At 71.7% G+C, this 18299-nt stretch carries 16 protein-coding genes, 1 pseudogene and 1 riboswitch; of the genes and pseudogenes, 12 read left to right on the top strand and 5 right to left on the bottom strand.

All coding sequences use genetic code 11. The annotated features are described in order from the left end of the window. Positions 1 to 32: 32 nt before the first annotated feature. The 5 genes and pseudogenes from OGH68_RS05580 to OGH68_RS05560 all read left to right on the top strand — a co-directional run. Positions 33 to 968 carry an FHA domain-containing protein gene (locus OGH68_RS05580; protein WP_264249920.1) on the top strand — a complete coding sequence of 312 codons (936 nt, stop codon included), beginning with the start codon at positions 33 to 35 and terminating at the stop codon, positions 966 to 968. A 42-nt stretch (positions 969 to 1010) separates the two neighbouring features. Continuing rightward, complete coding sequence (locus OGH68_RS05575) at positions 1011 to 1763, top strand: MerR family transcriptional regulator (RefSeq protein WP_264242195.1); 753 nt, start codon at positions 1011 to 1013, stop codon at positions 1761 to 1763. A gap of 53 nt (positions 1764 to 1816) precedes the next feature. Next, entirely contained in the window at positions 1817 to 2290 is a 474-nt protein-coding gene (locus OGH68_RS05570) for a bifunctional nuclease family protein (RefSeq protein ID WP_005320145.1), read from the top strand. 253 nt (positions 2291 to 2543) lie between these two features. Continuing rightward, on the top strand, positions 2544 to 3089 hold the full coding sequence (locus tag OGH68_RS05565; protein WP_264249918.1) for a MerR family transcriptional regulator: 546 nt from the start codon (positions 2544 to 2546) through the stop codon (positions 3087 to 3089). Between the two features lie 49 nt (positions 3090 to 3138). Continuing rightward, positions 3139 to 4512 (top strand): annotated as a pseudogene (locus OGH68_RS05560) (DNA polymerase IV); the annotation flags it as partial. Positions 4513 to 5328: 816 nt separating this feature from the next. Here the strand turns inward: OGH68_RS05560 and OGH68_RS05555 are convergent. Continuing rightward, positions 5329 to 5712 carry a PRC-barrel domain-containing protein gene (locus OGH68_RS05555; protein ID WP_264242194.1) on the bottom strand — a complete coding sequence of 128 codons (384 nt, stop codon included), beginning with the start codon at positions 5710 to 5712 and terminating at the stop codon, positions 5329 to 5331. A gap of 114 nt (positions 5713 to 5826) precedes the next feature. After that, positions 5827 to 5924, top strand: a riboswitch (glycine riboswitch). Between the two features lie 180 nt (positions 5925 to 6104). Here OGH68_RS05555 and gcvP point away from each other — a divergent pair. Then, positions 6105 to 8990 carry an aminomethyl-transferring glycine dehydrogenase gene (gcvP, locus tag OGH68_RS05550; RefSeq protein WP_264242193.1) on the top strand — a complete coding sequence of 962 codons (2886 nt, stop codon included), beginning with the start codon at positions 6105 to 6107 and terminating at the stop codon, positions 8988 to 8990. A 92-nt stretch (positions 8991 to 9082) separates the two neighbouring features. On the opposite strand, the gene OGH68_RS05545 is transcribed toward gcvP, so the two are convergent. Continuing rightward, the gene (locus tag OGH68_RS05545) at positions 9083 to 9289 is read right to left on the bottom strand and encodes a DUF5999 family protein (RefSeq protein ID WP_319020180.1); all 207 of its coding nucleotides are present in this window, start codon (positions 9287 to 9289) and stop codon (positions 9083 to 9085) included. Positions 9290 to 9607: 318 nt separating this feature from the next. Next, positions 9608 to 10198 (bottom strand): hypothetical protein, encoded by a 591-nt coding sequence (locus OGH68_RS05540; protein WP_264242191.1) that lies wholly within the window; start codon positions 10196 to 10198, stop codon positions 9608 to 9610. Between the two features lie 472 nt (positions 10199 to 10670). On the opposite strand from OGH68_RS05540, the gene OGH68_RS05535 reads away from it, so the two are divergent. Together OGH68_RS05535 and OGH68_RS05530 are read left to right on the top strand one after the other, a co-directional pair. Then, positions 10671 to 12179, top strand: a complete 1509-nt coding sequence (locus OGH68_RS05535) for a glutamate-cysteine ligase family protein (RefSeq protein WP_264242190.1) — start codon at positions 10671 to 10673, stop codon at positions 12177 to 12179. A gap of 77 nt (positions 12180 to 12256) precedes the next feature. Continuing rightward, positions 12257 to 13057, top strand: a complete 801-nt coding sequence (locus tag OGH68_RS05530) for a CPBP family intramembrane glutamic endopeptidase (RefSeq protein WP_264242189.1) — start codon at positions 12257 to 12259, stop codon at positions 13055 to 13057. An 80-nt stretch (positions 13058 to 13137) separates the two neighbouring features. Here the strand turns inward: OGH68_RS05530 and OGH68_RS05525 are convergent, their stop codons facing one another. After that, positions 13138 to 13959, bottom strand: coding sequence for a PhzF family phenazine biosynthesis protein (locus OGH68_RS05525; protein WP_264242188.1), 822 nt, complete (start codon positions 13957 to 13959; stop codon positions 13138 to 13140). Between the two features lie 138 nt (positions 13960 to 14097). Here OGH68_RS05525 and OGH68_RS05520 point away from each other — a divergent pair, with 138 nt between their 5' ends. Then, on the top strand, positions 14098 to 14712 hold the full coding sequence (locus OGH68_RS05520; RefSeq protein WP_264242187.1) for a PadR family transcriptional regulator: 615 nt from the start codon (positions 14098 to 14100) through the stop codon (positions 14710 to 14712). A gap of 114 nt (positions 14713 to 14826) precedes the next feature. Here the strand turns inward: OGH68_RS05520 and OGH68_RS05515 are convergent, their stop codons facing one another. Further along, positions 14827 to 15255 carry an SRPBCC family protein gene (locus OGH68_RS05515; RefSeq protein ID WP_264242186.1) on the bottom strand — a complete coding sequence of 143 codons (429 nt, stop codon included), beginning with the start codon at positions 15253 to 15255 and terminating at the stop codon, positions 14827 to 14829. Between the two features lie 213 nt (positions 15256 to 15468). Here OGH68_RS05515 and OGH68_RS05510 point away from each other — a divergent pair, with 213 nt between their 5' ends. The 3 genes from OGH68_RS05510 to OGH68_RS05500 all read left to right on the top strand — a co-directional run bounded on the left by OGH68_RS05510 (position 15469) and on the right by OGH68_RS05500 (position 18289). Continuing rightward, positions 15469 to 16047: a Clp protease N-terminal domain-containing protein gene (locus OGH68_RS05510; protein WP_264242185.1), complete on the top strand. Its 579-nt coding sequence runs from the start codon at positions 15469 to 15471 to the stop codon at positions 16045 to 16047. Between the two features lie 31 nt (positions 16048 to 16078). Continuing rightward, positions 16079 to 17089: an EamA family transporter gene (locus tag OGH68_RS05505; protein ID WP_264242184.1), complete on the top strand. Its 1011-nt coding sequence runs from the start codon at positions 16079 to 16081 to the stop codon at positions 17087 to 17089. Positions 17090 to 17287: 198 nt separating this feature from the next. Beyond that, positions 17288 to 18289 (top strand): DMT family transporter, encoded by a 1002-nt coding sequence (locus OGH68_RS05500; protein ID WP_264242183.1) that lies wholly within the window; start codon positions 17288 to 17290, stop codon positions 18287 to 18289. The last annotated feature ends 10 nt before the right edge of the window (positions 18290 to 18299 follow it).

Genomic DNA, 18299 nt, shown 5'->3' with positions numbered 1-18299 from the left:
CGACGCATCCCAGTCGTCGTGCGTGGTGGAAACTGTCTGGTGGATACGGACGTTGTGAGGGTGTCCGGGTCGGCAGGTGTGTTGGGTTCGTCCTGCCCCACGGGCGGGTCTATTTCGGTCAAGGGGAAACGCCCGTGAAGTTGTTTGCGAAGTGGTTCGGCAAGAGTGCGCGCGAGGACGGCGACGCCCGGCATCGCGCGCCGCGGCATGGTCAGAGTGAGGACCAGGGGGGCGAGCGTCCGCTGTTCCGGGACGAGGTCCCCGGTGGGGACAATTCGGGCGGACAGGGTGCGTCGTCTGTTGACCCTGCCGGTGCCGGAGGCATAGGTTTCGGGGAACCATCAACCTCAAGTACGGGTGGAGGGTTCGCCTCCGACCCGTATGCGACCAATCCCCACGCGGGGCAGCCGCGGCAGGAGGATCCGTCCATGGCGGGTTTGCCGGTTTGTACGAGGTGCGGCCACCGGAACACCGAGGCCGGCCGGTTCTGCTCCAACTGCGGTGCGCCGCTGCGGGGTGGAGCCCCCGCCGAGCGCGCGTCGGAGACGACGTCGACGATCTCCATCTCCGGTATCGAGGCATACGACTCCGAGGTGACGGGCCAGACCGCCGTCCCCTCGCTGTCGCCTGAGGCCCAGGCCGCCGTCGAGGCGCTGCCGCCCGGCTCGGCGCTCCTGGTGGTCCGCCGGGGGCCCAATTCGGGCAGTCGCTTCCTCCTGGACGGTGACCTGACCACGGCCGGCCGCCACCCGCAGAGCGACATCTTCCTCGACGACGTGACGGTGTCGCGGCGGCACGTGGAGTTCCGCCGGGGTGCGGACGGCGGTTTCACCGTCTCCGACGTCGGCAGCCTCAACGGCACGTATGTGAACCGTGAACGGATCGACTCCGTGGTCCTGGCCAACGGCGACGAGGTACAGATCGGCAAGTACCGGCTGGTGTTCTACGGGAGCCAGCGGGGCGCGTGATCCTCCCCCAGGCTCCGTCCGGGGGACACCCAGGGAAGGTACATGCTGCGAACACCGACGGGCGGCGCCGGTCACGGCGCCGCCGCCGCGGGTGACCGCCCGATGAGCATCGGCGCGGTGCTCGGGCACCTGCGCGAAGAGTTTCCCGAAGTGACGATCTCCAAGATCCGTTTTCTGGAGGCGGAGGGGCTGGTCGAACCGAGCCGTACGCCCTCGGGGTACCGGAAGTTCAGTCCGCAGGACGTCGAGCGGCTCGCGCTGGTGCTGCGGATGCAGCGTGACCACTACCTTCCCCTGAAAGTGATCCGGGAGCAGCTGGACGCCCTGGAGCGCGGCGAGAGCGTGCCGCTGCCCGCGCAGGGCGCGCACCGGGACCGGCGGGAGCCTTTCGACGCGGGCTGGGAGCCGGAGGCCGACCGCCCCACCGCGGGCCGTGTCGGCCGGGCGGCGCTGCTGGCCGCGGCCGAGGTCACGGAGGAGCAGCTCGTCGAGTGGGAGTCGTACGGTCTGCTCGCGCCGGACGCGCACGGCTCCTACGAGGCCGAGGCCGTCACCGTCGCCCGGCTGGTCGCGGACCTCGGCAGATTCGGCCTGGAGCCGAGGCATCTTCGCGCCATGAAGGCCTCCGCGGAGCGGGACGCCGGGCTCGTGGAGCAGCTTGTCGCGCCGCTGCGCCGGCACCGTAATCCCCAGACCAGAGCGCATGCCGAGGCGACCACCAAAGAGCTGGTGACGCTGTCCGTGAGGCTGCATGCGGCGCTGGTACGGACCGCCCTCGGCGTGCGGCTCCACTGATCTTGGACCAACCCGACTACCCAAACCGGTCGCGCACGTCCTAGGGTTGCTGTGTGAACGAGCTCGACGTTGTGGGTGTCCGGGTCGAAATGCCCTCGAACCAACCGATCGTGCTTCTGCGTGAAGTGGGAGGCGATCGGTACCTCCCCATCTGGATCGGACCCGGGGAGGCGACCGCCATTGCCTTCGCGCAGCAGGGCATGGCACCGGCCAGGCCGCTGACCCACGACCTCTTCAAGGACGTGCTGGAGGCGGTGGGCCAGGAGCTCACCCAGGTCCGGATCACCGACCTGCGGGAAGGCGTCTTCTACGCCGAGCTGGTCTTCGCCAGCGGGGTCGAGGTGAGCGCCAGGCCGTCCGACGCGATAGCGCTGGCCCTGCGCACCGGTACGCCGATCTACGGCAGTGACGGAGTGCTGGACGACGCCGGTATCGCGATCCCGGACGAGCAGGAGGACGAGGTGGAGAAGTTCCGCGAGTTCCTCGACCAGATCTCGCCGGAGGACTTCGGCTCGAGCAACCAGTGAGGGTTGCGGACCGGTGACGGTTCCGGCGGCGGACGCCGCTCGGCCGTTCCCCGTCGGCCCATTCGAGTAGCCTTTCCCTGGATCGGGGTACGAGAAACCACTCTCAGGGTGATTATCACTCGGCGTGCCGAGTGTGGCGATCGTTGACGCACCCCTGGTGACTCCCTACCTTCGAGGTGGCAGGTCAAGGACGGAGGTCGGCGTGAGAAGCAGCGGCGACAGTACGGCTGGGGGCGGCCCCGGACCCGGTCCGGTGGACAGCGGGCCGTACCCGCTGCACGACAACGCGGCCGTGCCCGCCACCGACACCATCGGCTACCGCGGACCGACCGCATGCGCGGCCGCCGGCATCACCTACCGGCAGCTCGACTACTGGGCGCGCACGGGCCTGGTGGAGCCCAGCGTCCGGTCGGCGTACGGCTCGGGCACCCAGCGGCTCTACAGCTTCCGCGACGTGGTGGTACTCAAGATCGTCAAGCGCTTCCTGGACACCGGCGTGGCGCTGCAGAACATCCGCGCGGCCGTCCAGCACCTGCGTGCCCGCGGGTTCAGGGACCTCGAGCGGATGACGCTGATGAGCGACGGAGCGACGGTCTACGAGTGCTCCTCGCCCGACGAGGTGGTGGGCCTGCTCCAGGGGGGCCAGGGCGTGTTCGGTATTGCCGTCGGTGTCGTGTGGCGGGACGTCGAGGCGGCGCTGTCGCAGCTGCACGGCGAGCGGATCGACACGGGGGAGACCCTGGTCGGCCACAACCCCGCCGACGAGCTGGCGAGACGCAGACGCGACCGGGCCGTGTGAGGATGCCCGGCGCTCCCCGTTGTCAGTGGTCTGCGGGAGCATCGAAGATGTGAGAAACGCGCCGACGATCCTGCATCTGGACATGGATGCCTTCTTCGCCGCCGCCGAGCAGGCGGCGAAGCCGTCGCTGCGCGGAAAGCCGGTGGTCGTCGGCGGACTCGGTCCCCGAGGTGTGGTGGCCACCGCGTCCTACGAGGCCAGGCGTTTCGGCGTGCATTCCGCCATGCCGATGGCGCAGGCCAGACGACTCGCGCCGAACGCGGCGTACCTCGTGCCGCGCTTCTCCCTCTACCGCTCGGTGAGCGAGCAGGTCATGGGGCTGCTCGGACGGCTATCGCCGCTGGTGGAGCCACTGAGCCTCGACGAGGCCTTCGTCGACCTGGAGGCGGGCGGGGCCGCCCATGACACGCCGTCCGCCCGCGCGACCGGTGAGCGGCTGCGCGCCGAGATACGAGCGGTCACGGGCCTCACCGGATCGGTCGGGCTGGCGGGCTCCAAGATGCTCGCCAAGATCGCCTCCGAGCAGGCCAAGCCGGACGGCCTGGTCCTCATCGACCCCGGCACGGAACGTGAGCTGCTCGGACCCATGCCGGTGCGGATCCTGCCCGGCGTGGGGCCCGCCACCGGGGACCATCTGCGCCGGGCCGGCATGACGACGGTCGCGGACCTGGCGGAGGCGGGGGAGGACGAGCTGGTGCGGCTGCTCGGCAGGGCGCACGGGGCGTCCCTGTTCCGTATGGCGCTGGGGCACGACGACCGGCCGGTGGTGGCCGAGCGGGACGCGAAGTCGGTGTCGGTGGAGGACACCTTCGACGTGGACCTGCACGACCGGGTGCGGGTGCGGATCGAGGTGGAGCGGCTCGCCGAGCGGTGCGTGCAGCGGCTGAGGGCGAGCGGCCACTCCGGCCGCACCATCGTGCTGAAGGTGCGCCGCTACGACTTCTCGACGCTCACCCGCTCCGAGACGCTCCGCGGGCCGACGGACGATCCCGCGGTGGTGCGGGAGGCCGCGGGCAGGCTGCTGGAGGCGGTGGACACCACGGGTGGGGTGCGGTTGCTCGGGGTCGGCGTCACTGGACTCGCCGACTACACGCAGGAGGACCTCTTCGCGCAGGCCGCGGCGGAGGCCGCGGCCGGTCCCGCCGTGCCCGACGGGCAGCGGCCGGCTCCGGTCGGCGGCCCGGAGGCCGAGACGCACGAGACCGAGAACAGCGAGCCGGGTGGCCTGCAGGAGCCGGCGCAGCGGCGCTGGGCCGCCGGACAGGACGTCCGCCACGCGCGGTACGGGTCGGGCTGGGTCCAGGGCAGCGGCGTCGGCCGGGTCACCGTGCGCTTCGAGGAGCCGTGGTCGCCGCCGGGGCGGGTGCGGACGTTCCGCGTGGACGACGAGGACTTGGAGGCCGCGGATCCACTGCCGCTGGTCGCGCCGACGCCGCCGCCGAAGGCGGCGCCCGTTCCGGCCGGGTCGCCACCGGCGCTTCAGGCACGGTCGGCCGCGCCGGCCGCCGAGCCCGGGGCCGGGCTCTCGGACGAGCCCGAGCCCGGGGCCGGGCCCGCCGAGCCGGGCGCCGGGCCGCCCGCCGCGCCCGGGGCTGTGGCGCTCGGTGTTCCGGGAGCCGGACTCCTGGCGGACGAGCCCGAGGCCAGGCCCGCCGCCGAGCCGGGGGCTGGGCTCTTGGACGAGCCCGAGGCCGACCCGGGAGTCGGGCCGGGAGTCGGGCCGGCCGACGTTCCGGAGACCGCGTGTGCCGCTGAGCCGGGCACCGCGTCCAGGGCTGTGGCGCTCGGTGTTCCGGAAGCCGGGGCCGCCGCCGAGCCCGGAACCGGGGTCTTGGACGAGCCCGAGGCCGGTCCGCCCGCCGAGCCGGGGGTCGGGCTCTCGGGTAAGCCCGGAGCCGGGGCCGTCGTCGGGCCGGGGGACGGGATGTCGGGCGGGGCCGGGGTCGAGGGGGAGGCCGGGCCTCCCGAGCTTCGGCGGGCCGAACCGGGGCCCACGCCCGGGGTCACCGGAACGCCGGGTGCCGCAGGGGCTCCCGGGCCGCCAGGGGAAGGAGCGGGGGCCGGGGAGGGCTCGGGCGGGCCGCGTTGCGGCAGGGCGGTCCGGGCCTGACCGGCTCGTCGCCCGGGTCGCGGAGACCCGGACGACGAACCGGCTCCGGCGTGCGGCCGGCACGCCGGAGCCGGGGGAGGGGGCGCCAGAGCAGGGCGGCGGGGAGTCGCCCCGCCGACGGAACGGGGGTCAGTCCTCCTGGCCGGCGACGCGGCCGAACGACCGGTCGCCGGAGGCGGGGGCCGGTGCCGGGGGAGGAGCGGAAAGGTCGAGCCCGTAGTGATGGTAGAGCTGAAGTTCCTGCTCGGGCGAGAGATGACGGCCCACTCCGAAGTCGGGGGCGTCTTTGATCAGTGCGCGTTCGTACGGCACGCGCAGAGTGTTGTCGACGAGCTCGCTCGGCTCGAGCGGGACGAACGCGTCCCGGCTGAAGAGGCCGGTCCGCACGGCTGCCCACTCGGGAACTCCCGTGGCATCGTCCAGATAAACCTCATCAACAGTCCCGATCTTGGTGCCGTTGCGGTCGAACGCCTTGCGGCCTATCAGGCTGCGCGGATCGATGTCGGTCTGCACGGTCCCTCCAATTGGTCGCAACTGCTCCCCAACGACTACAAAAGGCCACATCTCGGGTGTCGGCCACTCGAGCGATCCCGCGCGGGCCGCGCTGGTACCCTGGCAAGCGGCCGCTGACCCTGTGCGGGAGAGTCCTCCGGAGAGAAGTCCGGAGGCGCCGAAGGAGCAAATCCTCCCCGGAATCTCTCAGGCACCTGTACCGCACGGACGAGGTCACTCTGGAAAGCAGGGCGGGCGTCGGACGGCATCCGCTCTCACCGACGGTGAAAGCCGGGAGGTCGCTCAGCGATGCCCGGTGAAGCTCTCAGGTCGAGATGACAGAGGGGGAGGCCGTCCGGGCATCCGCGCCGTGATGCCCCTCGCAGGTCGCGAAGACCAGGAGGCCTCCCACCATGACCGCCAACCGCATTCCGCTCTCCCGGCTGGAGCAGGGAATCCCGTTCGAGCAGCGGCACATCGGCCCCGACGCCGGTGCCCAGGCCAAGATGCTCGCCCAAGTGGGTTACGGATCGCTCGACGAGCTCACCGCCGCCGCCGTGCCCGACGTCATCAAGAGCGCCGAGGCCCTCGACCTTCCCGACGCCCGCACCGAGGCCGAGGTCCTCGCGGAGCTGCGCATACTGGCGGACCGCAACCAGGTGCTCGCTCCCATGATCGGCCTGGGTTACTACGGGACCTTCACGCCGCCCGTCATCCTGCGCAACGTCATGGAGAACCCGGCGTGGTACACGGCGTACACGCCGTACCAGCCCGAGATCTCGCAGGGCCGGCTCGAGGCGCTGCTGAACTTCCAGACGGTCGTCGCCGACCTGACCGGCCTGCCCACCTCCGGCGCCTCGCTCCTCGACGAGGGCACCGCCGCCGCGGAGGCCATGTCCCTGGCCCGCCGGGTCGGCAAGGTCAAGAACGGCGTCTTCCTGATCGACGCCGACACCATGCCGCAGACCGTCGCCGTGATCGAGACCCGCGCCGAGCCCACCGGTGTCGAGGTCGTCACCGCGGACCTGAGCGACGGCATCCCCGCCGAGATCGCCGAGCGTGGCGTGTTCGGTGTGCTGCTGCAGTACCCGGGCGCCTCGGGCGCCGTACGGGACCTCAAGCCGGTGATCGAGCAGGCGCACGAGCTCGGGGCGATCGTCACCGTCGCCGCCGACCTGCTGGCCCTGACGCTGCTCACCTCGCCCGGCGAGCTCGGCGCGGACATCGCGGTCGGCACCACCCAGCGCTTCGGCGTCCCGATGGGCTTCGGCGGTCCGCACGCCGGTTACATGGCGGTCCGCGAGAAGTTCGCCCGCAGCCTGCCCGGCCGTCTCGTCGGCGTCTCCGTCGACGCGGACGGCAACAAGGCCTACCGGCTGGCGCTGCAGACCCGTGAGCAGCACATCCGCCGCGAGAAGGCCACCAGCAACATCTGCACCGCGCAGGTGCTGCTGGCCGTGATGGCCGGCATGTACGCGGTCTACCACGGCCCCGACGGGCTGCGGACCATTGCCGGGCGCACCCACCGCTACGCCGCGATCCTCGCCGAGGGGCTGCGGGCCGGCGGTGTCGAGGTCGTGCACGGCGCGTACTTCGACACCGTGACCGCCCGGGTGCCCGGGAGGGCCGCCGAGGTCGTCGCCGCCGCGCGGGAGGGCGGGGTCAACCTGCGCCTCGTCGACGCGGACCATGTCTCCGCCGCCTGCGACGAGACCACCGGCCGTGCCCAGCTGACCGCCGTCTGGGCGGCCTTCGGCGTCGACGGCGACGTCGAGACCCTGGACGCGGCGGCCCCCGAGGCGCTGCCTGCCGCGCTGCTGCGCGACGACGAGTACCTCACGCACCCCGTGTTCCACCAGCACCGCTCCGAGACCGCGATGCTGCGCTACCTGCGCAGGCTCGCCGACCGCGACTACGCGCTGGACCGCGGCATGATCCCGCTCGGCTCCTGCACCATGAAGCTGAACGCCACCACGGAGATGGAGCCGGTCACCTGGCCGGAGTTCGGCCAGATCCACCCCTTCGCCCCGGTGGAGCAGGCCCAGGGCTACCTCACCCTGATCCAGGAGCTCGAGGAGCGTCTCGCCGAGGTCACCGGCTACGACAAGGTCTCCATCCAGCCCAACGCCGGTTCGCAGGGCGAGCTGGCCGGTCTGCTCGCGGTCCGCGCCTACCACCGGGCCAACGGGGACGACCAGCGCACCGTCTGCCTCATCCCGTCGTCCGCACACGGCACCAACGCCGCCAGCGCCGTGATGGCCGGCATGAAGGTCGTCGTCGTCAAGACCGCCGACGACGGCGAGATCGACGTCGATGACCTGCGCGCCAAGATCGAGCAGTACCGCGACGAGCTCTCCGTGCTGATGATCACCTACCCGTCGACCCACGGCGTGTTCGAGGAGCACGTCGCCGGCATCTGCGCCCAGGTGCACGACGCCGGCGGCCAGGTGTACGTCGACGGCGCCAACCTCAACGCCCTGGTCGGCCTGGCCAAGCCGGGCCGGTTCGGCGGCGACGTCTCGCACCTGAACCTGCACAAGACCTTCTGCATCCCGCACGGCGGCGGCGGCCCCGGCGTCGGCCCGGTCGGCGTGCGCGCCCACCTCGCGCCCTACCTGCCGAACCACCCGCTGCAGCCGACGGCGGGCCCGGAGACGGGCGTCGGACCGGTCTCCGCGGCTCCGTGGGGTTCGGCGGGCATCCTGCCGATCTCCTGGGCGTATGTGCGTCTGATGGGCGGCGAGGGCCTCAAGCGCGCCACGCAGGTCGCCGTGCTCGCCGCCAACTACATCGCGAAGCGCCTCGAGCCGCACTACCCGGTGCTCTACACCGGCCCGGCCGGGCTGGTCGCGCACGAGTGCATCGTGGATCTGCGTCCGCTGTCGAAGAGCACCGGCGTCAGCGTCGACGACATCGCCAAGCGCCTGATCGACTACGGCTTCCACGCACCGACCATGTCCTTCCCGGTGGCCGGCACGCTGATGATCGAGCCCACCGAGAGCGAGGACCTGACCGAACTCGACCGGTTCTGCGACACGATGATCGCGATCCGCGCCGAGATCGAGAAGGTCGCGTCGGGCGAGTGGTCCGCGGACGACAACCCGCTGCGCAACGCCCCGCACACGGCGGCCGCGCTCGGCGGCGAGTGGGATCACGGCTACAGCCGCGAGGAGGCCGTCTTCCCGGCCGGGGTCAGCGCCGCCGACAAGTACTGGCCGCCGGTGCGCCGTATCGACGGTGCCTTCGGCGACCGCAACCTCGTGTGCTCCTGCCCGCCGCTGGACGAGTACGACAACTGACGCGGGCCCACGGGCAGATGCGTCGGGGCCGGTGCGGAGAGAAATCTCCGGGCCGGCCCCTTCGTCGTTCGGGCGGTTGTCGCGGACGGCTCCTACGCGGCCGTCATCAACGGGCCCGCGGAACGCGGGCGGCGCGGGGCGATGACCCGTCCGTCGGGCAGCAGTTCGCCGGTGTCCTCGAAGAGAAGGACGCCGTTGCACAGCAGGCTCCAGCCCTGTTCCGGATGATGGGCCACGAGGCGCGCCGCCTCACGGTCGGCTGAGTCGGAGGTGGGGCAGGCTGGCTGGTGCTGGCACATGGATGGGTTCTTTCGCTGCGATGTGGTGTGTGTCGTGCGGCTCGATGAGGTGTTCATGGCCGCCCCCCGTATCTCTCGGTTCGGTCCCAGTGTTCCCCTACGGGCGTCGCTCCGCAGGCATTTCACGGCAGCTCTTCCCACTGATTGATGACGCATCACCCACCCGGACGGTTCAGCCCGTCCGGGCGGTCCTTTCGGGTGGTTCCCGGTGGCCGGGCCGGACTAGTCACAACGGGCCGGTGCCGGTGCGCCGGTACGCCCCGCGACCGGTGGGTCGCGGGGCGTACCGGGTGGTCTCCTGTCGGCGGGCGGGCCCTGTCAGGCGGCTGGTGAGTCGAGCAGCGGGGCCGGTGCCAGCCGCAGGGTCATCACGGGCAGCAGTTCGGCGACCCGGTGCGGCCGGTGGGCCGCGATGCCCGGCGGCGCGGGCGCCAGGGGTATCAGGACGTCGGACGGCTGCGGCGTGCCGGCGGCCGCGTCCGCCTCGGTGGAGCCGTGCAGCCAGAGGGTGAGCATGTAGAGCTCGGGAACGGAGAGCAGCCGCGGCTGGAGAGGCGGTCCCATGGACTCGGCCTGCCGCAGGGCGCGTTCGGTGGAGTCGAGATAGGGGCCTTCGAAGAAGTGCGAGAAGGCCCAGCCGTCGGGCGTGAGGATCGTGTCCGCGGCGGCCACGGCGCGATCGCCGCTGCGGATCAGGAAGCGCCAGCCGGTGAGCCGGGTGAGCGGGGTTCCGCCGCTCGGGGCGATCCGGTCCAGCACGTGGACCGGCAGCGGCAGTTCGGCGCTCAGTGGTCCCTGGACGGACCGCAGAGCTGGAGTACGGGTTTCGGACACGGCCGTGGGAGAACCGAGTGCTGCGAGGACGCTGCGCAAGGCAGGCGCGGGGGCCGGGAGGACATGCAGCGGCATGATGGGTCGCCTCTCACTCAGGAGACACGGTGAAGCGTGAAGGTGCGGACGGCACTGTCTGCGTGCGGGGCGGTGAGCGGCCGGAAGACACCGGATGCCAACTCTCTGCCCTCGCGGAGTTTATACGACACGTGTTCACGTAATGTTTCCGCTAGCCGTCGTGGGTATTTCCGGCAAGGCGGAAATCGGCCCGTTCTGTGCGGCCCTTCAGCGGCTTTTCAATGCTTCCGGGGCTGCTGCCTGCGGTTTTGACTCCGAAGCGGTAGGCCGAATCGGGCCGGTGTTTTTCGCGGCCTCTCTGCCGGAAAATGCCCGGTGTGTCATGCCGGAGGAATGTGCCTGTGGAGCGCTGTCTCCAGCCTACCCGGAGCGGACCCCGCGCGGGGACGTTATGGATCAATGAGTCTGGGCATTATCGTCCGTGACGTCAGCGGTTCGCGCTGCGTGGACCCACTCGAGGAGGGACGCTTCGATGGGGGAGAAGATCGAGGCAGGCGGGTTCGACCTGTCCGATCGGCAACGGTACCGGAGGAAGCTGCAGCAGTGCCTGGCAAGCCTGGGGCGGCTGCTGGAGGAGAAGAGGTTCGACCGGCCCAAGAATCTGATGGGGCTCGAGATAGAGCTGAATCTCGCCGGCCAGGACGGCATGCCGCGGATGATGAATGCCGAAGTTCTCTCCCGTATCGCGAGTCCCGATTTCCAGACCGAGCTCGGAATGTTCAATCTGGAAGTGAACATCGTGCCGCACCGATTGGGCGGCCGGGTGCTCGATCAGCTCGCGGAAGAGCTGCATACCGGGCTGGGATATGCCGACCGCAAAGCACAGGAGATCGGTTCCGGGATCGTGATGATCGGAATTCTTCCGACGCTCGCGCAGCAGGACCTGGTCTCCGCCAACCTCTCCGACGTCGACCGTTACGTGCTGCTGAACGACCAGATCGTGGCGGCACGGGGCGAGGAGTTCGCCCTCGACATCGAGGGCGTGGAACGGCTGACGTGCACATCGGCGTCGATCGCGCCGGAAGCGGCCTGCACCTCGGTGCAGTTGCATCTCCAGGTCACCCCCGGCCGGTTCGCGGACGTGTGGAACGCCGCGCAGGCGGTGGCCGCTGTGCAGGTCGCTCTCGGCGCCAACTCCCCGTTCCTGTTCGGCAAGGAGCTGTGGCGCGAGTCGCGGCCGCCGCTCTTCCAGCAGGCCACCGACACGCGCCCGCCGGAGCTCCAGGTGCAGGGCGTACGGCCGCGGACCTGGTTCGGCGAGCGGTGGGTCGACTCCGCGTACGACCTCTTCGAGGAGAACATCCGCTACTTCCCCGCGCTGCTCCCGTTCTGCGACGACGAGGATCCGCTCCAGGTGCTGGAGGACGGCGGAGTGCCGCGGCTGAAGGAACTGGTCCTGCACAACGGCACCATCTACCGCTGGAACCGCCCGGTGTACGAGGTCGTCGACGGCGTCCCGCACCTGCGGGTGGAGAACCGGGTGTTGCCCGCCGGCCCCACGGTGACCGACGTGATCGCCAACGCCGCGTTCTACTACGGTCTGGTGCGTGCGCTCGCCGAGGACGCCCGCCCGGTGTGGAAGCGGCTCCCCTTCGCCGTCGCCGGCGAGAACTTCGACGCCGCCTGCCGGTACGGCATCGACGCCGAACTCCAGTGGCCGCGCCCCGGCCGCGGCGGCGTCACACAGGTACCCGTCGTGAAGCTCGTACGTGACGAGCTGCTGCCGCTGGCCGCGGCGGGGCTCGACGCGTGGAACGTGGCGCCCGCCGACCGGGACCTGTACCTCGGAGTGATCGAGGGGCGCTGCCGCCGCCGTATGAACGGTGCCGCGTGGCAGGCCGACACGTACCACCGCGCTCTCGACGCGGGGCTCGAGCGGGAGGCGGCGCTGGCGGCCATGACCCGCCGCTACTGCGAGCTGATGCGCGAGGGTCAGCCCGTGCACACCTGGCCGGTCGGGTTCCCGGGTGCCGGGTCCTGACGGGACCTGGCTGATTCCGCCACAGGTTCGTCGGGCAAGCTGTGACGTCCCATGCGGTGGAACAACTGGAGGCTCGTGTGCAGGCGGAAGCGGGAGACGCGGCCGGACCCTATCCGCGGGAGGCGGTGCCGCGCAGGATCCTGCGGTCCGAGACGGTGCTCGTGCTCGCGCTGTCGCTCGGCGCGAGCGCTGTCTCCGCGCTGATCAGCTTCATCGGGTCGCTGACGAAGCCCGGTGGGCTGAAGGACCAGGCGGCGACGCTGAACGGGTCCTTCGCGCCGGGGCGGCCGTGGCTCGATCTCGCCTGGCAGCTCTTCGGGATCGCGACGGCGCTGGTGCCGGTGGCGCTCGTCGCGCATCTGTTGATCCGTGAGCGCGCCGGCCTCCACGTCATCGGCTTCGACCGGAGCCGGCCGTGGCCGGACCTCGGGCGCGGTGCGCTGGTGGCCGCCGGCATCGGCAGTGCGGGGCTCGCCTTCTACCTCCTCGCGCGGGCGTCCGGCTTCAACCTCACCGTGGTGCCCGAGTCGCTGCCCGACGTGTGGTGGAAGTACCCGGTGCTGGTGCTCTCCGCCATCCAGAACTCGGTGGTGGAGGAGGTGATCGTCGTCGGATATCTGCTCCGCAGGCTCGACCAACTGGGCTGGACCCCGATGGCGGCCCTGGCCGCGAGCTCGGTGCTGCGCGGGTCCTACCACCTCTACCAGGGCATCGGCGGGTTCATCGGCAACATGGTGATGGGCGTGGTCTTCGTGCTGCTGTACCGGCGGTGGGGCCGGGTGGGGCCGCTGGTGGCGGCGCACGCCCTGCTCGACATCGTTGCCTTCGTCGGTTACGGGCTGCTGGCCGGGAAGGTGGGCTGGCTGCCCACGCCGTGAGGGGCACGGGGCGGCTGCGGGACGAGCAGTGAGGGGGTGTACGGCGGGCGGGCGCCGTACACCCCCTCACGCGTCCCGCATCAGGGAGCGCTGAGCAGTTCGCCGTCGACGACGGTGACCGCGCTGCCGGTGAGGAGCGTCCGGCCGCCCCGCAGCGCGGTGCGGACGAGGCCGGAGCGCGCCGAGGCCTGCAGCCCGGTGAGCTCGTCCCGGCCGAGGCGGGCCGACCAGAACGGGGCGAGCGCGGTGTGCGCGCTGCCGGTGACCGGGTCCTCGTCGATGCCGACCCGGGGGAAGAAGCCGCGGGAGACGAAGTCGTAGCCGGACCGCGGGTCCGCGGCGGCGGCGGTCGCGATGATGCCGCGTTCCGAGTGCTCCACCAGAGCGGCGAAGTCGGGGCTCAGCCCGCGCACGGACTCTTCGTCGGCCAGCTCGACCAGCAGGTCCCCGATGTGGGGGCCGGTGTCGTGGGCGGACAGCACCTTCGCGCCGAGCGCTTGCGCCACGCCGTCCGGGGCCTCGACCGGCGTCAGCGGAGCGGTCGGGAAATCCATCGTGAGGGTGCCGTCCTCGTGCGCGGTGGTGATCAGCGTCCCGCAGCGCGCGGCGAAGCGCACGGTACCGGTCGCCGTCCCCGTGGTGTGCAGGACATGGGCGGTGGCCAGTGTGGCGTGGCCGCACATGTCGACCTCGGTGGCCGGGGTGAACCAGCGCAGCGCCCAGTCCGCGTCACCGCCGGCTGGCAGCGGGTGGGCGAAGGCGGTCTCCGAGAGATTCAGCTCCGCGGCCACCTGCTGCAGCCACGGGTCGGCGGGGAAGCCGCCGGAATTGAGCAGAAGGACTCCGGCGGGATTGCCGGCGAAGGGCCGGTCGGTGAAGGCGTCGACGATTCGAATCCGCATGGCGCGACCGTAGAACGCGCACGAAGACGCAGGCCAAGGCCAATTCCGCTCCGCTGGACCGGCAGAGTCTTGCCCACCGATCGCTGCCGATATATCGTTGAAGCATCGCGACAGATCAACGATGGAAGGAGCGTAACGATGCGTTCATATGGAAACGGACCGGAACACGACCACGGCCGCGGTCATGGACACTGCGGGCCCAGCCATCACGGTCACGGTGAGCACGAGGGCCGGCGTGCCGCGTTCGGGCCCTGGGGACCGCCCTTCGGCGGGCCCTTCGGTGGCGGTCGCGGGCGCGGCGGAGGCCGGGGAAGGGCGCGGCGCGGCGACGTGCGCGCCTCGATCCTGGCGCTGCTGAAGACCCGTCCGATGCACGGTTACGAAATGATCCAGGAGATCGGCGAGCGCAGCGGCGGGGCCTGGAAGCCCAGCCCCGGCTCCGTCTACCCGACCCTGCAGCTCCTCGAGGACGAGGGCCTGATCGTCTCCGAGAGTGAGGGCGGCAAGAAGCTGTTCACGCTGACCGACACCGGCCGCACCGAGGCCGAGTCGGGCCCGGAGGCTCCCTGGGAGGAGGTCGGGCGCGGCGTCGACTGGGAGACGGTCAACGAGATCCGGCAGGCCGGCTTCGGTCTGATGGAGGCGTTCGGCCAGGTCTGGAAGACGGGTGACGCCGAGCAGCGACAGAAGGCCGTCGCCGTCATCAATGAGGCCCGGAAGAAGCTCTATCTGATCCTCGCCGACGAGCACTGAGTGTCGAGCACTCGGAGCTGAGTACGCAGTGCTGGGCTCGGGGGCCGGGCTCTGCGGTGCGCAAAGGGCCTCGCGGTCACGCGGGGCCCTTCTTCCGTTTGCGCCGTGGCCGGGTCAGGTGACGAGCCCCGCGAGCCTGCGGAGCGACTCGTCGAGCGCCGCGGTCGCCGAGTCCTTGAGCTTCCCGGCCATCAGCGACACGGCCGCACCGGTGAACTCCCCGTCGATCCGCACCTTCGTGGCGCCGTCGGCCGGGGTGAGCGAGTACCGGGTGGCCACCGTGACCGACATCGGGCCCTTGCCCTTGATGGCGAGCACCCGCTCCGCCTCCAGTTCCTCCACCGTCCAGGCCACCTCGGCCGGGAAGCCCATCAGCTTCATGTTCTCCGTGAAGGTGGCGCCGGTCTCCAGCGGTTCCGGGCCGCCCTCGGGGAAGCCGGTGTGGGTGGCGTTCCAGCGTCCGTACGAGGTGAAGTCGGTGAGCTGGGCCCAGACCTTCGCGGCCGGTGCCTCGATGCGTGCCTCCGCGCTGACTTCCGCCATGCGACCACCCCTTCGGCTCGGATTGCGGTGTCGCGGACCGTAGCGGTGGGTGCCGGAACATTCAATACTGACGGCCTGTCAGATCGGGTGCCCCGTCAGGCCCTCTCATCCGTAAGGAGGAGGAATCGTCCGCGTGTGCCCAACTCCGGTGGGAGGGGCAAATGCTTCCGCGCGCGGACGCCGGGGCGCTGGACATCTGATGAGGTGGGAGATGTGCACAGCCCTGCCTTCCGGCTGCCGCTGCAGCAGCCCACCCCCGTCCCCGCGGACGTCGAAGCCGCGCTCACCGTGGAGTTGGCCGCGGTGGTCACGGGCGCGCGCAGACGAGTGCTGCGCGACGGGGACCGGCAGATCGACACCGCCCATCTGCTGCACTCGCTGATGGAGCTGGACCCCGAGGTCAGGGCGGCGTTCGGGGGCCCGTCGCAGGTCGCGCGGGTCCTCGGGTACCTCGTGCAGCGGAGCATCGGATACGGCCTCGCCTGGCAGGGTTTTGTCGAGGACTCGGGGGCGCTGTCCGTCCTGCGCGGGAGCGGCGGTCCGGGGCGGCCCCCCGGGGCTGCCGTACGCGGTGTGCCGGGCTGGTCGCCCTCGGCCGTGGCCGCCGTGGCGGGCGCGCTCGAACGGGCGCGGCTGCGCGGCAGGTCCACGGCCGAGGGGATCGACGTACTGGCCTGCCTCGCGGCGGATCCGGACTGCCGGGCCGCCGAGGTGCTGCGGCGTGCCCGTGTCGACCCGGCGCTGCTGGGTGCGCGGATCCCGGAGCTGTCTCGACATGTGTCATCGGGGTGACGGTACTGACCGGCCCTGACATCATGTGCCGATGCAGGCTTCTCGGGGAAAGAGCGCCGGCCTGGGACTCGCCCTGGGGTCGGCCGTTGCGTTCGGTGGATCGGGCGTCGCGGCAAAGCCGCTGATCGAGGCGGGGCTCGACCCCCTCCATGTCGTGTGGCTGCGGGTCGCGGGCGCGGCCCTCGTCATGGCGCCGGTGGCGTGGCGCCACCGCGGACTGCTGCGGCGCAGGCCCGCGCTGCTGGCCGGGTTCGGCCTGCTCGCCGTGGCCGGTGTGCAGGCCTGCTACTTCGCGGCGATCTCCCGCATCCCGGTCGGGGTCGCGCTGCTCATCGAGTATCTGGCCCCGGCACTCGTGCTCGGCTGGGTCCGTTTCGTCCAGCGCCGCCCGGTGACGAGGGCGGCGGCCGCCGGTGTCGTCCTCGCCGTGGCCGGTCTCGCGTGTGTGGTCGAGGTGTGGGCGGGGCTCAGCTTCGACCTGCTCGGGCTGCTGCTGGCGCTCGGTGCGGCGTGCTGCCAGGTCGGGTACTTCGTCCTGTCCGACCAGGGCGGCGACAGCGACGACGCGCCCGACCCGCTGGGCGTCATCGCCTACGGGCTCCTCATCGGCGCGGTGGTGCTCACGGCCGTGGCCCGTCCGTGGGGCATGGACTGGTCGCTGCTGGCCGGTGCCGCCGACATGGGAGGGGCGCAGGTGCCCGCCGCGCTGCTGCTCGGCTGGATCGTGCTGATCGCCACCGTGCTCGCGTACGTCACCGGGGTCGTCTCCGTACGCCGGCTGTCTCCGCAGGTGGCCGGGGTGGTCGCCTGCTTGGAGGCGGTGATCGCGACCGTGCTGGCCTGGGTCCTGCTGCGGGAGCACCTGTCGGCGCCGCAGATCGTCGGCGGCGCGGTCGTTCTCACAGGGGCGTTCATCGCACAGTCGCAGGCGCCCAGGGCGCCGTCCGGGCCGGTGGCCGCCGGCGGGCCGGAACCGGTGCCCGCGACGGCCGGCGAGGGCGTGGGCGAGGGGGAGTTGTCGGGCGGCAATCGCGCACCGTAAGGTGGCGATCATGCATTCGACCGTACTTCCGCCGCCTGCCGCCTAGCGCGGGCGGTCCTTCTCCGACGAAGACCCGGCTCGGGGTGTCCCCGAGCAGGTCGGTGCTGCCCGCGTGACCGATCCGAGTGGTCAGCCGTCCTCCCGTTCTTCTTACGGAGAAGTCACGTGTCGTATTCCTCTTCAACTTCCGCTGCCGGCATGCCCGCGGACATGCCTGCCGGTATGCCGCTCGGCATGCCCGCCGGCACCTCCGCCGGCCTGCCCGTCGGGCGGGGACTCACCTATCTGATCTTCGCCGGGTTCGCCTGGGGCACCGCCGGCGCTGCCGCGTCCCTCGTGTTCGAGATGAGCGAACTCGGACCGCTCGCCCTGTCGTTCTGGCGGTGCGCGGGAGGCCTGCTGCTCCTGCTTCCCGTCCTCGCACTGCGCGCCCGGCGGCGGCGCGGGGTCACCGGGCCCGTCGAGCCGCGCCGCCGCCGTGTCCTGCGGATCGTCGCCACCGGGGTCGGACTGACCGTCTTCCAGAGCGCGTACTTCGCGGCCGTCGAGGCGACCGGACTGGCCGTGGGCACCGTCGTGACACTGGGTGCCGGTCCCGTGCTCATCGCCGTCGGGGCACGGCTGACCATGGGCGAGCGGCTGGGCCGCGGCGGCATCCTGGCCGTCGCGGGAGCCCTGACCGGGCTCGGTGTGCTGGTCCTCGGCGGTGAGGGCGGGGAAGTGCGGCCCCTGGGTGTCCTCCTCGCGTTGCTGTCGGCCGCCGGCTACGCGGCGATCACGCTGCTGACCAGGTGGCTCGGCCGGGACGGGGGCGGCGGGGACTCGCTGTCCACGACGGCATGGGCCTTCGCCATCGGGTGCGTGGGGCTGCTGCCTATGGCGGCCGGTGAAGGGCTGCTGCCGCACACGGCGGAGCCGGCGCTGGTCGCCGGGCTCCTCGTGTACGTCGCGGCCGTGCCGACCGCGCTGGCCTACGCGCTCTACTTCGCGGGCGCGGCCGTGGTCCGGGCGGCGACCGTCTCGGTGATCATGCTGCTGGAGCCGGTCAGCGCCGCGGTCATCGCGGTGACGCTGCTGGACGAGCGGCTGACGGCGGCCACGGTGGCGGGGACGCTGCTGCTGCTGTCGGCGGTCGCGGGCCTCGCCGCGGCCGAGGCGCGGGGAGCCGCGGCCCGGAGGCGGGTGCCGGTCCCGGCCTGACGCACTGTCC

Source organism: Streptomyces peucetius (genome assembly GCF_025854275.1).
GTDB lineage: Bacteria > Actinomycetota > Actinomycetes > Streptomycetales > Streptomycetaceae > Streptomyces > Streptomyces peucetius_A.
This window is presented reverse-complemented; position numbering and strand designations above follow the sequence as displayed.

What these genes read in the sequence shown, in the direction of transcription:
- OGH68_RS05575 (WP_264242195.1), top strand. Translation starts at nt 1,011, where the DNA reads ATGCTGCGAACACCGACGGGCGGCGCCGGTCACGGCGCCGCCGCCGCG.
- gcvP (WP_264242193.1), top strand. Translation starts at nt 6,105, where the DNA reads ATGACCGCCAACCGCATTCCGCTCTCCCGGCTGGAGCAGGGAATCCCG.
- OGH68_RS05545 (WP_319020180.1), bottom strand. Translation starts at nt 9,289, where the DNA reads ATGTGCCAGCACCAGCCAGCCTGCCCCACCTCCGACTCAGCCGACCGT.
- OGH68_RS05540 (WP_264242191.1), bottom strand. Translation starts at nt 10,198, where the DNA reads ATGCCGCTGCATGTCCTCCCGGCCCCCGCGCCTGCCTTGCGCAGCGTC.
- OGH68_RS05535 (WP_264242190.1), top strand. Translation starts at nt 10,671, where the DNA reads ATGGGGGAGAAGATCGAGGCAGGCGGGTTCGACCTGTCCGATCGGCAA.
- OGH68_RS05525 (WP_264242188.1), bottom strand. Translation starts at nt 13,959, where the DNA reads ATGCGGATTCGAATCGTCGACGCCTTCACCGACCGGCCCTTCGCCGGC.
- OGH68_RS05520 (WP_264242187.1), top strand. Translation starts at nt 14,098, where the DNA reads ATGCGTTCATATGGAAACGGACCGGAACACGACCACGGCCGCGGTCAT.
- OGH68_RS05515 (WP_264242186.1), bottom strand. Translation starts at nt 15,255, where the DNA reads ATGGCGGAAGTCAGCGCGGAGGCACGCATCGAGGCACCGGCCGCGAAG.
- OGH68_RS05505 (WP_264242184.1), top strand. Translation starts at nt 16,079, where the DNA reads ATGCAGGCTTCTCGGGGAAAGAGCGCCGGCCTGGGACTCGCCCTGGGG.
- OGH68_RS05500 (WP_264242183.1), top strand. Translation starts at nt 17,288, where the DNA reads ATGCCCGCGGACATGCCTGCCGGTATGCCGCTCGGCATGCCCGCCGGC.